The organism is Achromobacter sp. DH1f (genome assembly GCF_000633435.1).
In the GTDB taxonomy this organism is placed as follows: Bacteria; Pseudomonadota; Gammaproteobacteria; order Burkholderiales; family Burkholderiaceae_B; genus Achromobacter; species Achromobacter deleyi.
In genome coordinates this window covers 63,841-79,373 of record NZ_AYMF01000003.1, presented here as the reverse complement: position 1 = coordinate 79,373, position 15,533 = coordinate 63,841, and the positions used below count along the sequence as shown (strand labels likewise).

Genomic DNA, 15,533 nt, shown 5'->3' with positions numbered 1-15,533 from the left:
AACGCAGACCGGCTCAGAACGTCACCATCACTTTCATGGCCTGGCGCCGGTCGGCCGCCAGCGCGAAGGCCTCGTGCGCCTGGCGCGCCGGAATCGCCGCCGTCAAGAGCGGCGCCACGTCGACCAGGCCGCGGCTCAGGTAGTCCACGGCCCAGGCGTATTCGTCGACGAAGCGGAAGCTGCCGACGACATTCAGGCTCTTGACCATGATCTGGTTGAAGGGGCACTGCTCGCTGCTGCCGCCCAGCGTGCCCACCGTGACGATGGTGCCGCGCGGCCGAGTCACGCGGATGCAGTTGGCCAGGCCGGCGTAGTTGCCCGAGGCCTCGAAGCACACGTCGACCGTGCCCTTGCCCGCCGCCAACGCCTCCAGCGCCGCCGGGTCGGTAGCCGCATTGATGGTGCGCGTGGCCCCCACCTTGGCGCAGGTGGCCAGCGTCTGGTCGACGATGTCGACCACGATCAGCTGGCTGGCCCCGGCCAGCTTCGCCGCCATCATGACCAGCGCGCCGATGGGCCCGGCGCCCACCACCATCACGGTCTTGCCCAGCAACGAGCCGGCGCTGCGCACCGCGTGCAGCGCCACGGCCAGCGGTTCGCCAAAGGCGGCCAGCTCGAACGACAGGCTGTCGGGCACCGGCAGGCACTGCTTTTCCTCTACCACCACCTGCTCGCGCATCGCGCCCTGCATGTGCGGATAGCGGCTGGCGCTGCCGAAGAAGAACACCGCCTCGCAATGGTTGGAATCGCCCTGGCGGCAGTAGCGGCACACGCCGCAGGTGCGGGCCGGGTCCAGCGCCACGCGGTCGCCCGGCTTGACGGCAGTGACCGCCGAGCCGATCTCCAGCACCTGGCCCGACGCCTCGTGGCCCGGCGTCAACGGCTCGCGGATGACGAAGTCGCCCACCCGGCCGTGGCGGTAGTAGTGCAGGTCAGACCCGCAGATACCCACCGCCTTGACGCCGACCCGCACCTGGGTCGGGCCCAGGGGTTCGGGCGCCTGTTCGACCAGCCGCAGGTCTTCGGCCCCATGGATTGCGCAATTGAGCATGGCGTCCGCCTTATTTCAGCTGCTGGGTCATGCGGCGCTCTTCGGCGACCAGCTCGGGATGCATGCGCGCTTCGACCTTGCGCAGCCATTCCAGGTACACGGGCTGGCCCTTGGCCACGCCCATGCCGGCGTCGATCGCGAAGATCTTGCTGTCCTGGCAGTCGTTTTCCTTGGGGAACACGGCCAGGCCCTTGACCTTCTTGCTGATGTTGGGCCACAGCATGCGGTTCAGCGGCGCCACGTCGGAACGGCCGGCCAGCACTTCCTCGATGGGCGCGACCGAGCCCGAGTTGGTCACGCCGCGCAGCTTGGCCTTGGGAAAGTTTTCCAGCACCAGCGGTTCTTCGCCGGCGCCCGAGAAGTACGCCATGGTGATGCCGGGCTGGTTGAAGTCCTCGACCTTGGTGGCGTTGGTGAACTTGGGGTTGGACGCCAGCCCGAACATGCACACGCTGGTGTTCGAGAAGGTCACGAAGTCGATGATCTTGGCGCGTTCGGCGTTCTGGTTCAGCGGCCCGATCATGACGTCCATCTGGTTGGCGATCAGCGCCGGCACCTTGGTTTCGTGACTGACCTGCACCGGCACGATCTTCACGTCCAGGAGGCGCGCGAATTCCTTGCCCAGCAGCCACGACGACCCCATCCACGGCTCGCCCGAGCCGCTGGTGTTCTGCACCAGCCAGGGCGGGTTGTTCACCACGCCCACACGCAGCACGCCGGCCTTGCGGATGGCATCGATGCGCGGGCTTTCGCCGGGCGCGGGCGGCGTCTGCGCCTGGGCCACGGATGCCGAGGCCAGCAGCAGGGCCGCGGCGGCAAGACGAAGGAAGTAAGGCTGTTGCATTGCTGTCTCCTTGGAGGGAAGCGCGGCGGTTTGCGCCGGATACGGCCGCACGAAGCCGCGGGCAGTCGCCCGGGCCGCGCGCGCCTTGCGCGGGGTCGGAAAATCGGTGTGTGTGTCGGGGTGTGTTGCCGGAAATAGCGGCCCGGCCGCTTACGGACTCTGTTCGATGACGCGCATTTCGTCGGCATCCAGGCGCGGCTTCATCTCTGCCGCCACCTGCCGCAGCCAGGCCAGGAATTCAGGCTGGTTCTTGTCGATCGCCAGGCCCACCGGCGAGGCCTTTTCGGTGCTTTGCTGGCAATTGGATTCGGCGGGCAGCACGGCCAGGCCGCGCACCTTGCGGTTCAGCCCCACCCAGGGCACCCGGTTGATGGGCGCCGCGTCGGCGCGCTTGGCCATGATTTCCTCGATGGGCGCGGTGGCGCCCGAATTGGCCACGGCGCGCAGCCGGGCCTGCGGAAAGCGCTGCTTGACCCAGGCCTCTTCGGCCCCGCCGGTGAAGTAGGCGATGGTGATCTCGGGCCGGTTCAGGTCGTCCACCGATTTGGCCGCGGCCAGCTTGGGGTTGGCCGCCAGGCCGAACATGCAGACGCTGGTCGACGAATACAGCACGAAATCCACCACCTTCAGGCGCTCGGGCGTTTCGGCCAGCGGGCTGATGGTCATGTCGACCTGGTTGGCCGCCAGCACCGGCACCTTGGTTTCGTGCGACACCGGCACGGCGGTCAGCGTCACGCCCAGTTGGCGGGCATATTCCTTGGCCAGCAGCCAGGCCGGGCCGCTCCAGGCTTCGCCGCCCCGGCCGGACACATCCTGGATCAGCCAGGGCGCGTTCTGCAACACGCCCACGCGCAGCTCACCGGCCTTGCGGATGGCGTCGATGCGCGGGCTCTGGCCTGCGGCGGGCGCTTGCTGCGCCGACGCAGGCGCGGCCAGCGCGCAGGCGGTCAGCACACATGCCGACAGCGCCTTGGCCGCCCCACGGATGGCCACCCCGCGGATGGCTGCCCCACCTGTCGCGGTGCGGCTCCCCTTGTTCGTTTGCTGCATTGCTTGTCTCCTGATTCGAATAAGCCCGATTCCGGGGCGCGGTATCTTCCGCGCTCAGCCGGGGGCCGCCTGCCGTTGCCGCGTTAGCGCCACCCTTGCGCGAATTCGCCGATGACGCGTTCCAGATGGCCGCGCATGGCCAGGCGCGCGCCGTCCGCGTCGCGGGCCACCAGCGCGCTGAAGATGCGCTGATGGTCTTCCTGCGAGGCCTGGCGCAATTCCTGGGTGTGAAAATGCTGTTCGATCTTTTCCCAGATGGGTCCCTGGGCCTGGTCCCACATCGCCGACACCGTGCCCAGCAGCACGCTGTTGCCGGTGGACTGGGCGATGTACAGGTGAAAGGCCCGGTCGGCGGCCTCGTTGGCCGCCTTGTTCATCATCTGTTCGCGCATGGTCGTCAGCGCTTCGAAGATGCGGTCCAGGTCGGCGTCGTTACGCGTGGTGGCCGCCAACGCGGCGATTTCGGATTCGATCAGGCAGCGGGCGCGCAACAGCTCGAACGGCCCGGCGCCCGGCTCTTGCGTGGCCGGCAGGCGGGCCACGCCCGCGGGCGCTTCACAGACATAGATGCCCGAGCCGCCGCGCACTTCCACCACGCCCTGCAGTTCCAGCGCGATGATGGCCTCGCGCAGCGAGGTGCGGCTGACGTCGAAGCGTTCGGCCAGCGCCCGCTCGGCCGGCAGGCGCTTGCCCACTGCGAATTCACCCTGGGCGACCAGCGCCTGGATCTGGGCGGCCAGCCGCAGGTAGGCGCGGTCGGCCCCGGGCTTGGCGGCGGGTTCCTCGGGCTTGGGGATCAGTTGTAGTGTCATGGCAGTTAAAAGTGGTTGGACCAAATATTATGTGGTTTACCAATTTGGCACATCATGGTTTACCACTATCAGGGTGGTGAACCATTGGGGACAAAACAAAGCGCCGCGCCGGGCAAGCCGGGGCGGCGCTTGGGGGTCGATGGCCGCGAGCGGGATCAGCCCAGGTTGGGCGCCAGGGTGCGCTTCAGGTCTTCCAGGCTGCGGCCACTGCGCGCGGCGTAGTCCTGCAACTGGTCTTCGCCGATGATGCCGACGTTGAAGTACTGCGACTGCGGGTGGCTGAAGTAAAAGCCCGACACGCTGGACGCCGGGAACATGGCGTAGCTGTCGGTCAGCATCATGCCGATGTCGGCGCCGTCCAGCACGCGGAACATGTCGGTCTTGATGACGTGTTCCGGGCAAGCCGGGTAGCCGGGCGCCGGGCGGATGCCCACGTACTTCTCGGCGATCATGTCTTCGTTGGACAGGGCCTCGTCGGCCGCATAGCCCCACAGGTCCTGGCGCACGCGGGCATGCAGGCATTCGGCGAAGGCTTCGGCCAGGCGGTCGGCCAGCGACTTGAGCATGATGCTGGAATAGTCGTCCAGCGCCTTCTCGAACTCGGCTTCCTTCTTCTCGATGCCCAGGCCGGCTGTGACCGCGAACATGCCGATGTAGTCCAGCTTGCCGCTGGACTTGGGCGCAATGAAGTCCGACAGCGACTTGTTGCTGACGCCTTCGCGCTTGGCGCCCTGCTGGCGCAGGTTGCGGTAGGTGAACAGCACTTCGCTGCGGGTCTCGTCCTTGTAGACCTCGATGTCTTCATCGTTGACGCTGTTGGCCGGGTAGAAGCCGACCACGCCGTTGGCGGTCAGCCAGCGGCCTTCGACGATGCGCTTCATCATGGCCAGGCCGTCGGCGTAGACCTTGCGGGCCTGCTCGCCCACCACCTTGTCGTCCAGGATCGCCGGGAACGGCCCGAACAGGCTCCAGGTCTGGAAGAACGGGCCCCAGTCCACGTACTTGGCGATTTCGGCCAGGTCGTAGCTCTTGAAAGTACGGCGGCCGATGAACTTGGGCCGCGGCGGGGTGTAGGCGTCCCAGTCGATCTGCGGCCGCGAGGCGCGCGCCTCGGCCAGCGGCAGGATCGGCGTGGCCTTGCGGTTGGCGTGGCGGCGGCGCACGTCCTCGTATTCTTCGGCCAGCTCGGCCAGGTAGGCGTCCGCCTGGTCCGACATCAGGTTGGTGGCCACGCCCACCGAACGGCTGGCGTCCGGCACGTAGATCACCGGGCCTTCGTAGTTCGGCGCGATCTTCACGGCGGTGTGCACGCGGCTGGTGGTGGCGCCGCCGATCATCAGCGGCACCTTGCGGCTGCGGAAGTACTCGTCGCGCTGCATTTCCGAGGCAACGTAGGCCATTTCCTCGAGGCTGGGCGTGATCAGGCCGGACAGGCCGACGATGTCGGCGTTCTCTTCCTTGGCCTTTTCCAGGATCTGGGCGCAAGGCACCATCACGCCCATGTTCACGACTTCGAAGTTATTGCACTGCAGGACCACCGACACGATGTTCTTGCCGATGTCGTGCACGTCGCCCTTGACGGTCGCGATGACGATCTTGCCCTTGGCGCGCACATCGCCGCCGGCCGCCGCGATCTGGCGCTTTTCCTCTTCGATGAACGGAATCAGGTGAGCCACGGCCTGCTTCATGACGCGCGCCGATTTCACCACCTGCGGCAGGAACATCTTGCCTTCGCCGAACAGGTCGCCCACCACGTTCATGCCGTCCATCAGCGGACCTTCGATCACTTCGATCGGACGGCCGCCGCGCGCGGCGATCTTCTGGCGCACTTCTTCGGTGTCTTCGACGATGAAGGCGGTGATGCCGTGCACCAGCGCGTGCGACAGGCGCGCCTCGACCTCGGCATTGCGCCAGACCAGGTCTTCTTCCTTCTTGGCGCCCGAGCCCTTCACCGTGTCGGCGAACTGCACCAGGCGTTCGGTGGGCGTGCGTTCGTCGGCCGGGTCGGTCTTGCCGACCGGCACGGGGCGGTCCAGCACCACGTCTTCGACCAGATCGCGCAGCGCCGGGTCCAGGTCGGCGTACACGCCCAGCTGGCCGGCGTTGACGATGCCCATCGTCATGCCTTCCTTGACCGCGTAGTACAGGAACACGGTGTGGATGGCCTCGCGCATCGGCTCATTGCCGCGGAACGAGAAGCTGACGTTGGACACCCCGCCCGAAATGCGGGCGTGAGGCAGGTTCTCGCGGATCCAGCGCGTGCCTTCGATGAAGTCCACCGCGTAGTGGTTGTGCTCGTCGATGCCGGTGGCGACCGCGAACACGTTGGGATCGAAAATGATGTCTTCGGGCGGGAAGCCTTCTTCTTCGACCAGGATCTTGTAGGCGCGGCCGCAGATTTCCTTGCGCCGCTCCAGCGTGTCGGCCTGGCCGAGTTCGTCGAACGCCATCACCACCACCGCGGCGCCGTAACGGCGGCACAGGCGGGCATGGTGACGGAAAGGCTCCAGCCCTTCCTTCATGGAGATCGAGTTCACCACCGGTTTGCCCTGCACGCACTTCAGGCCGGTCTCGATGACTTCCCATTTCGAGCTGTCGATCATCACCGGCACCCGCGCGATGTCGGGTTCGGACGCGATCAGGTTCAGGAAGCGGTGCATGCAGGCCACCGAATCCAGCATGGCCTCGTCCATGTTGATGTCGATGATCTGCGCGCCGTTCTCGACCTGCTGGCGGGCCACGGCCAGCGCCTCGTCGTATTTCTCTTCGCGGATCAGGCGCGCAAACATCTTGCTGCCCGTCACGTTGGTGCGTTCGCCGACGTTCACGTACAGCGTGTCTTCGTCGATGTTCAGCGGTTCCAGGCCCGACAGGCGGGTCTTGACCGGAATGTCGGGCACGACGCGCGGCGTCAGCACCGTGACCTTCTCGGCGATCGCGCGGATGTGGTCGGGCGTGGTGCCGCAGCAGCCGCCGGACATGTTCACCAGCCCGGCGCGGGCGAATTCCTCGAGCAGCGCCGACGTGTCGGCCGGCGTTTCGTCAAAGCCGGTTTCGGCCATGGGGTTGGGCAGGCCGGCGTTGGGGTACACGCAGACGTAGGTGTCGCAGAGCTTGGACAGCTCGGCCACGTAGGGGCGCATCAGGGCGGCGCCCAGCGCACAGTTCAGGCCGATGGTCACCGGGCGGGCATGGCGCACCGAGTTCCAGAAGGCCTCGACGGTCTGGCCCGACAGGATCCGGCCGGACGCGTCGGTGACGGTGCCCGAAATCATCACCGGCAGGCGGATGCCGCGTTCCTCGAACACTTCTTCGGTGGCGAAGATGGCCGCCTTGGCGTTGAGCGTGTCGAAAATGGTTTCGATCAGGACGATGTCGATGCCGCCGTCCAAGAGGCCGTTCAACTGCTCTATATAGGCGACCCGCAATTCGTCGAAGGTGACGTTGCGCGCGCCCGGGTCGTTCACGTCCGGCGAGATCGAGGCGGTCTTGGGCTGCGGGCCCAGCGCGCCGGCCACGAAGCGCGGCTTGTCCGGCGTGCTGTATTGGTCACAGGCCTCGCGCGCCAGCTGGGCGGACACCAGGTTCAGTTCGTAGGCCAGTTCCGGCAGGTCGTAGTCGCCCTGCGCGATCGACGTGGCGCCGAAGGTATTGGTTTCGATGACGTCGGCGCCGGCCTCCAGGTACTGGCGGTGGATCTCCGAAATCACGTCCGGGCGCACCAGCGTCAGCAGCTCGTTGTCGCCCTTCAGGTCCTTGCCGTGGTCGGCGAAGCGCTCGCCGCGAAAATCGGCCTCGCCCAGCTTGTAGCGCTGGATCATCGTGCCCATGGCGCCATCCAGGATCAGGATGCGCTGGCCAAGCAGGCGGGCGAAATCGCCGCCGCGGGTATAGCTTTCGGGCGGATAAGGCAGGCGGGGATACGACACGTTCAGGTCCGGATGGGGTTGGGCGGCGGCGCCAGAGGCTGCGCAATTGTCGCTAAAAAGCGATAAACGCCGAAAAAACAAGCCCTGATCGTAACAAAATGGGCTCGATTTCGCCCCGCGGTGATACAGTTTCGGCCCCGAACCGGTGCTTTCGGCGCATCAGGACGGGCAAGAACGCAACACTTGCCCAGCGCGCGCGAAAGGTAAACGGGAAACAGGAAGACGCTTGCGCCCCGCCGCCCACAAGGCCGGCCCGGCCGGCTTCCAGCCTGTGCTGCCCCCGCAACGGTCCCCATGCGCGCGATGCGCCCATGGCAGCCCGATACCGGCCAGTTCGATCGCCAGGATGTCCGCCCGGCGCCCTTCACGGGCCGCTGCAGGCTTGGGCATCCTCCCCATCGTGATTGACCTGCGGGGTCGCGGGTCGCATCGAGGTTACGTAGATGAAATCCCGCTCCATCCGGCGCTACGCCGGCGCCCTGCTCTGTTCCGCTCCCGCCCTGTCGGCAGCCCAGCAAGCCGCTACCCCCGCTACCCCGTCCGAACTCGACGCCATCACCGTCACCGCGCAACGCGTACCGACCGATGGCCGCACCCTGCCCGTGTCCATCTCGGTCATCACGGCCGACGACATCGCCGCCAGCAGCGCGCGCACCATGCAGGACCTGCTGTCGACCCAGGCCGGCATCCACCTGATCAACACCAGCAGCGCCAGCGACAACGCCATCGTCGACCTGCGAGGCTTCGGCATCACCGGCGCCAGCAACACGCTGATCATGATCGACGGCGTCAAGCAGAACACCAACGACCTGTCGGCCCCCAGCCTGGGCGTGGTGCCGCTGGACCAGGTCGAACGCGTCGAAATCGTGCGCGGCAGCGGCTCGGTGCAATACGGCGGCGGCACGACCGGCGGCGTGATCAACATCATCACCCGCAAGGATTTCTCGAAGGAACCGGTGACCGCCCGCGCCACCGCCACCTTCGGCAGCTACGGCCTGCGCCAATATGACGCCGCCGTGGCCATGAACAACCAGAAAGTCGGCGTGGACGCCTACCTGCAGTCGCTGCACAGCGACGGCTACCGCGACCACAGCGGCGAAAGCCGCGAGGGCGGCGGCGGCGGCGTGACCTTCCGCCACGACAACGGCTCGATCCGCCTGTACGGCAACACCACCACGCAGAAGCTGGACCTGCCGGGCCCGCGCCTGATCAACCCGACCACGGGCGAAAACCAGTTCGAAAGCGACCCGCGCGGCGCCAAGAACAAGGTCGACTACATCAAGACGACCACCACCACCTTCGGCCTGCAGGTCGAGCAGCAGCTTGGCGTGGGCACCCTGTACGCCGACGCCTCGACCCGCGAGAAGAAGCTGAACGGCCTGTCGTACGACGGTTTCGGCGACACGCTGCGCGATCAGAAGCTGCAAGAAAACCTGGCCAGCCTGCGCTACCGCCTGCCGATCAATGGCGGCCACAGCGTGGTGTTCGGCGCCGACGCACAGGAAGCCAAGACCACCGCCGACCAGAACGCCTACTACGACTTCGCGCCGTCCAAGTGGCAGTCGCGCCAGCACCAGTACGGCCTGTTCGCCGAAGGCCAGATCCGCGCCACGGACAGCACCTACGTCACCATGGGCGTGCGCCGCCAGTACGCCTCGGACAAGCTGGAAGTGATCTCCGGTTCGGGCGAAGAATCGGACAAGGGCCATCACCTGACCGCCTGGCAACTGGGCGTGCGCCAGGACCTGGCCGCCGGCTTCGGCCTGTACGGCAAGGTCGGCCGCAGCTTCCGCCTGCCCAATGCCGACGAAGCGCTGTCGGTGCAGTCGCCGCTGGCGCCGCAGACGTCCACCGACAAGGAACTGGGCGTGACCTGGGCCTCGGACAAGAGCAGCGCCCGCCTGTCGTGGTTCCGCTATGACCTGACCAACGAGATCCAGTACAACCCGCTGGCCGACGGCATGTGGGGCCCGGGCACCGGCGCCAACACCAACCTGGACCCGACCCGCCGCCAAGGCATCGAACTGGAAGGCCACCACGCCCTGACCAGCAGCATTACGCTGGACGCCAACGTGACCTGGATGCAAGCGCAATTCCGTTCGGGCACCTATGCCGGCGTGGACCTGTCGGGCAAGACCGTGCCGCTGGCGCCCAAGTGGCTGGCCAACGCCGGCGTGACCTGGCGCCCCACCGACGCCTTCCTGTGGAACGTGTCGGCGCAATACGTGGGCAAGTCGCGCATGGACAACGACCAGGCCAACCAGTTCGACACCGAACTGGACGCCTACGTGCTGTTCAATACCAAGGTGGCCTACAAGTTCACCCGCAACATCGAAGGCGCGCTGGGCGTGAACAACCTGCTGGACCGCAAGTACGCCACCTACGGCATCCGCGGCGGCAATGCGTCGTTCGAAATGCTGGGCCCGGTTGCCAACTACAACCTGTACCCCGCACCTGGCCGCAACTTCTACGCCTCGCTGACGGTGCGTTACTAAGCCGCGCGGCCGCGAACCCGGTTACGCGACAGCACGGCGCCATGCCTGCCTGCCGCGTGACCGAGGTTCTTGCCAGCCATCCGATATAGTCGGCGCTTCGCGCCGACTTTTTTTTGCCCCCATGAAACTTTTCCGCGCGCTTTGCCCCGCCCTCCTGGGTCTGCTGCCGGTCTTCGGACCGGCCATTTCGAACGCGGCGGATGCCACCGCGATCCACGCGCAGGACGACCGCGGCCGCACCGTCGACCTGGCCGCCCCGGCCCGCCGCGCCGTCACCCTGGCGCCGCATGCCACCGAACTGGTCTATGCCGCGGGCGCGGGCGGCTACCTGATCGCCACCATCCGCGGCAGCGACTATCCGCCCGCCGCCCGCCAGTTGCCCGTCATCGGCGATGGCACCCAGCCGGATCCCGAACGGGTGGCTGCTGTTCGGCCCGACCTGATCATCGCCTGGCAGCCGTCGGCCGCCGCGCCGCTGGTGCGCGTCATGGACAAGCTGGGCGTGCCCGTCTACTACAGCGATCCGCAGACGCTGGCCGCCATTCCCGACGCCATCGAGCGGCTGGGCGTGCTGTTCGGCACCGAATCGACCGCCGCGCCCGCGGCCCAGGCGCTGCGGGCACGGCTGGACACGCTGGCCGCGCGCTACGCGTCGCGCAAGCCCGTGCGCGTGTTCGTGCAAGCGGGCCTGGACCCGATCTACACCCTGAACCACGCCAGCATCGTCAGCGACGCCCTGCGCCTGTGCGGCGGCGTCAACGTGTTCGCCCAGGCGCCCGTGGTGGCGCCGCAGGTGGGCCTGGAAAACGTGCTGGCCGCGCGCCCCGACGCCGTGCTCGCCGGCGTATCCACGCCCGCCGACACCGCCCGCAACCTGGCCGCCTGGCGCGGCATGGGCCTGCCCGCGGCCGCGGCCGGCCATGTGTACGGCATCGACGCCGACGCGCTGTACCGCCCCGGTCCACGGCTGGTCGACGCCGCCGAACAGCTGTGCGCGGACCTGGACCGCGTGCGCGCGCCGTAGGCAGGCGCATCCTGCCCGCGGCGGCCGACGCGATTCCGGTAAGGGACAACCGGCCGCTCGCCGCGCAGGCCATGCAGGAAGCGCGGTTTCTGGAACGGCGCCCGCCCCCGGTGCTTTATGATTCGCGTAACCGTGATCAACCCGCCGAGATCGACCCGTTGATCCGCCTCTGATCATCAGCCAGCCCCCGCGGGTCCCGCAGCGCGCGCCCGCTCTTTGAAACACCGCCATGACCACTCAAGACACTCTCAGCATCGCCGGCCGCGCCTACTCGTCGCGCCTGCTCGTCGGCACCGGCAAGTACAAGGACTTCGAACAGACCCGCGCGGCGCTGGACGCCAGCGGCACCGAAATCGTCACGGTCGCCATCCGCCGCACCAACATCGGCCAGAACCCCGGCGAACCGAACCTGCTCGACTACGTGCCGCCGTCCAAATTCACGTTGCTGCCCAACACCGCCGGCTGCTATTCGGCCGACGACGCCGTGCGCACGCTGCGCCTGGCGCGCGAACTGCTCGACGGCCATGACCTGGTCAAACTGGAAGTGCTGGGCGACTCGCACACCCTGTTCCCCAACATGCCCGAAACGCTCAAGGCCACCAAGACGCTGGTCGACGAAGGCTTCAAGGTCATGGTCTATTGCACCGACGATCCCATCCAGTGCCGCATGCTGGAAGACCTGGGCGCCGTGGCCGTCATGCCGCTGGCCTCGCTGATCGGCTCGGGCATGGGCATCCTGAACCCCTGGAACCTGCGCCTGATCATCGACCAGGCCCGTGTGCCGGTGGTGGTGGATGCCGGCGTGGGCACCGCGTCCGACGCCGCCATCGCCATGGAACTGGGCTGCGACGCCGTGCTGATGAACACCGCCATCGCCGCCGCGCGCGACCCGGTGCTGATGGCCAGCGCCATGAAAAAGGGCGTGGAATCCGGCCGCGAGGCCTTCCTGGCCGGCCGCATGCCCAAAAAGCTGTACAGCGGCGCGCCCAGCTCGCCCACTGAAGGCCTGATCACCGCCGCCCCGGGCGCTGCCAAATGAGCACCCGCCAATCGGCCGCCAGCGAGCGCCGCATTCCCAACGCGCTGACCATCGCGGGCGTCGACCCCTCGGGCGGCGCCGGCATCCTGGCCGACGTCAAGGCCATGAGCGCCCTGGGCGCCTACGGCTGCGCCGTCATCGCCGCCCTGACTGCCCAGAACACCCAGGGCGTCACCGGCATTTCGCCCGTGCCGCCCGACTTCGTCGGCCTGCAGATCGACACCCTGTTCACCGATGTGCGCATCGATGCCGTCAAGATCGGCATGCTGGGCCAGAAGCCGGTCATTCAGGTCGTAGCCGAAAAGCTGGCCAAGTGGGCCCCCGCCCACGTGGTGCTGGACCCCGTGATGGTCGCCAAGAGCGGCGACCTGCTGCTCGAACGCGAGGCCGTCGGCGCCATGCGCGAAGCCATGCTGCCGCAGGCCACCCTGCTCACGCCCAACCTGCCCGAAGCCGGCGTGCTGCTCGAAGAGCGGCCCGTCGAAACGGTCAAGGAAATGCGCCGCGTGGCCGAGCGCCTGCGCAACAAGATGGCCCATTCCGGCCAGCGCTGGGTGATGGTCAAGGGCGGCCACCTGCCCGGCAACGAAACCATCGACCTGCTGCACGACGGCGACCGCATGATCGAGCTGCCCGGCCACCGCATCGAAACCGCCAATACCCACGGCACCGGCTGCACCCTGTCGGCCGCCCTGGCCGCCCTGCTGCCGCAGGTCGAGGACGTACCCGAGGCCGCCCGTCGCGCCAAGGCCTACCTGACCGAAGCCATCCGCCACGCCGAACGCCTGTCGGTCGGTTCGGGCCACGGCCCCGTGCACCACTTCCACGGCTGGTGGTAAGCCCCGGCAGGCGGGTATGGCCACTGGCCGTATCCGCCTGCGGGCAGTTACATCCGCCAGGCCCCGTGCGGGCCTGGCCGGTGTACAGCCCGGCAAGCCAGAACGGCCAGTCCGGCCTGTAACTTCTCTGTCGCCCCCCGCCGCGTCACAGGACGCTACGAATCGGTACAATGGTCAGTTGATTCCTCTGTTTTTTCTGACCGTCATGAACGCTTCGACCCTGCCCGACGTAGAACAAGCCCGCTTCAACATGGTGGAACAGCAGATCCGCCCGTGGGACGTCCTGGACGCCAACGTGCTGCAAGCGCTGTTCGACGTGCGCCGCGAACAATTCGTGCCGCCCGCCCTGCGCGCCCTGGCCTTTTCCGACCTGGAACTGCCGCTGGAAATCAACGCGGTCAACACCCGCCAGACCATGCTCGCCCCCAAGGTCGAAGCCCGCCTGGCGCAGGAACTGCAACTGAGCAAATCCGACTGCGTGCTGGAAATCGGCACCGGCTCGGGCTACCAGGCTGCCCTCCTGGGCTACCTGGCGCAACAGGTCACCTCGGTCGAAATCGACAGCCGCCTGGTCACGTTCGCGCAGCAGAACCTGCAGATGAACAACGTCACCAACGTCAAGGTCGAAACCGGCGACGGCCGCAACGGCTGGGGCTCCACCGAATACGACGCCATCCTGGTCACCGGCTCGGTGCCGGTCGTGCCCGACGCGCTGAAGTACCAGCTGCGCGTGGGCGGCCGCCTCGTGGTCGTCGTGGGCCAGGCCCCCGTCATGACCGCCTGTCGCATCACCCGCACCACTGCCGCCAGCTTCGAGACCGTGAATCTGTTCGAAACGGTCATCAAGCCCCTGCGCGGCGCGACGGTGTCGCAATTCAAGTTCTGAGTCCCTTCGGGGTGGGGCCTCGTCGGCCCCGCCCTTGCGACCCGCGTCCGCCGGCCGGCAACGGGACCCCGGGTTTCCTGGAGCAACACCCCTCCTCCTGACAGATCATGCGCGTCCGACTGCTTACGGCTTTACTGGTTTTTACCTCCGCCGCAAGCGTCGGCCCGTCGCCCGCGTCCGCGCAGAACCTGCTGCAGGTCTGGCAGGCCGCGCTCGGCAATGATCCCCTCTATGCCTCGGCGCGCGCCAACTACCGCGCCGGCCTGGAAAAAGAACCCCAGGCCCGCGCCCTGCTGCTGCCCGACGTGTCGGCCGGTGCGGGCGGCGCCTACCAGCAGACCCGCAGCACCCGCGGCGGCGTCGCCTACAGCGGCGGCCGCGGCATCTGGGACCTGGCGCTGACCCAACCCCTGTTCGACTGGGGCCGCTGGCAGAATTTCGAGCAGTCCAAGCTGATCGTCGCCGACGTCGAAGTCCAGCTGCAACAGGCCTACCAGGACCTGCTGCTGCGCGTGGCCGACGCCTATTTCAACGTGCTGTACGCCCAGGACACCCTGTCGGCCACCGAAGCCGAAAAGGCCGCGGTGGCCGGCCAGCTGGAATCGGCCAAGCGCAACTTCGAGCTGGGCAACGCCACCATCACCGACACCTACGAAGCGCAGGCGCGCTACGACCTGGTGGTGGCCCAGGAACTGCGGCTGCAGAACGACCTGGACGTGCGCCGCGACGAACTGGCCAAGATCATCGGCACCCCGCCTGGCGCCCTGGCCGAACTGCCGCAAGGCGTGCAGTTGCCCGCCCCGCAGCCGGCCCGCGTGGCCGACTGGAGCACCCAGGCCGAGGCCTCCAGCCTGGACGTGCTGCGCGCCCAACTGCTGACCCGCATCGCCGGGCGCGAAATCCAGATCGCCAAGAGCGGCCACTACCCCACCCTGAATCTGCGCGCCACCAGCGGCAGCGCCAGCGACGCCGTGCTGCGCAACGGCGCGCCGGGCAAGCCCATCGACAGCAGCATCGGCGTGGTGCTGTCGATTCCGCTGTATTCGGGCGGCGGCGTGTCGTCGCAGGTCACCGAAAAGGTGCAGCTCGAACAAAAGGCCCGCTATGACTTCGAGGCCGCACGCCGCCAGGCCGTGCAGGCCGCCCGCCAGTACTACACCGGCGTGACCAGCGGCCTGGCCCGCATCCAGGCCCTGGAAGCCGGCGAAAAATCCAGCCGCGCCGCCGTCGAGGCCAACCGCACCGGCTACGAAGTCGGCGTGCGCATCAACCTGGACGTGCTCAACGCCCAGCAGCAGCTCTACGCCACCCAGCGCGACCTGGCGCTGGCGCGCTACAGCACGGTGCTGGCCGGGCTACGCCTGAAGGCCACCAGCGGCATCCTGGCCGAAACCGACCTGGACGCCATCAACCGGCTGCTGCGCGAACCGCGCTGAACGCCAACGCCCACCGAGCGCATCCCACGCGCCCCGCCTGACATAGGCGCGGGCCGCTACGCGCCAGCATTGCCGTCAAACTACTTGAAAGTAGATTTATTTACGCGCACTGTATAAATATTCAGTAA

11 protein-coding genes are annotated in these 15,533 nt (G+C 67.5%); 6 read left to right on the top strand and 5 right to left on the bottom strand.

What is annotated here, in order from left to right:
• Positions 1–13: 13 nt before the first annotated feature.
• The 5 genes from U858_RS0102330 to metH all read right to left on the bottom strand — a co-directional run bounded on the left by U858_RS0102330 (position 14) and on the right by metH (position 7,686).
• Positions 14–1,051, bottom strand: coding sequence for an L-idonate 5-dehydrogenase (locus U858_RS0102330; RefSeq protein WP_025135582.1), 1,038 nt, complete (start codon positions 1,049–1,051; stop codon positions 14–16).
• A gap of 10 nt (positions 1,052–1,061) precedes the next feature.
• Positions 1,062–1,895, bottom strand: coding sequence for an ABC transporter substrate-binding protein (locus tag U858_RS0102325; RefSeq protein WP_025135581.1), 834 nt, complete (start codon positions 1,893–1,895; stop codon positions 1,062–1,064).
• Between the two features lie 150 nt (positions 1,896–2,045).
• The gene (locus tag U858_RS0102320) at positions 2,046–2,945 is read right to left on the bottom strand and encodes an ABC transporter substrate-binding protein (RefSeq protein ID WP_025135580.1); all 900 of its coding nucleotides are present in this window, start codon (positions 2,943–2,945) and stop codon (positions 2,046–2,048) included.
• Positions 2,946–3,028: 83 nt separating this feature from the next.
• Positions 3,029–3,757, bottom strand: a complete 729-nt coding sequence (locus U858_RS0102315) for a FadR/GntR family transcriptional regulator (RefSeq protein ID WP_025135579.1) — start codon at positions 3,755–3,757, stop codon at positions 3,029–3,031.
• 155 nt (positions 3,758–3,912) lie between these two features.
• Complete coding sequence (metH, locus tag U858_RS0102310; protein ID WP_025135578.1) at positions 3,913–7,686, bottom strand: methionine synthase; 3,774 nt, start codon at positions 7,684–7,686, stop codon at positions 3,913–3,915.
• A 443-nt stretch (positions 7,687–8,129) separates the two neighbouring features.
• Between metH and U858_RS0102305 the strand changes: the two genes are divergently transcribed.
• The 6 genes from U858_RS0102305 to U858_RS0102280 all read left to right on the top strand — a co-directional run bounded on the left by U858_RS0102305 (position 8,130) and on the right by U858_RS0102280 (position 15,405).
• Positions 8,130–10,181 (top strand): TonB-dependent receptor, encoded by a 2,052-nt coding sequence (locus tag U858_RS0102305; protein WP_025135577.1) that lies wholly within the window; start codon positions 8,130–8,132, stop codon positions 10,179–10,181.
• A gap of 121 nt (positions 10,182–10,302) precedes the next feature.
• Positions 10,303–11,205 carry a cobalamin-binding protein gene (locus U858_RS0102300; protein ID WP_025135576.1) on the top strand — a complete coding sequence of 301 codons (903 nt, stop codon included), beginning with the start codon at positions 10,303–10,305 and terminating at the stop codon, positions 11,203–11,205.
• Positions 11,206–11,434: 229 nt separating this feature from the next.
• Complete coding sequence (locus U858_RS0102295; protein ID WP_025135575.1) at positions 11,435–12,244, top strand: thiazole synthase; 810 nt, start codon at positions 11,435–11,437, stop codon at positions 12,242–12,244.
• Positions 12,241–13,083, top strand: coding sequence for a bifunctional hydroxymethylpyrimidine kinase/phosphomethylpyrimidine kinase (gene thiD, locus U858_RS0102290; protein ID WP_025135574.1), 843 nt, complete (start codon positions 12,241–12,243; stop codon positions 13,081–13,083). The genes U858_RS0102295 and thiD overlap by 4 nt, the downstream gene beginning before the upstream one ends.
• A gap of 205 nt (positions 13,084–13,288) precedes the next feature.
• Complete coding sequence (locus U858_RS0102285) at positions 13,289–13,969, top strand: protein-L-isoaspartate O-methyltransferase (protein ID WP_006386870.1); 681 nt, start codon at positions 13,289–13,291, stop codon at positions 13,967–13,969.
• A gap of 107 nt (positions 13,970–14,076) precedes the next feature.
• Entirely contained in the window at positions 14,077–15,405 is a 1,329-nt protein-coding gene (locus tag U858_RS0102280) for a TolC family outer membrane protein (RefSeq protein WP_025135573.1), read from the top strand.
• Positions 15,406–15,533 lie beyond the last annotated feature (128 nt).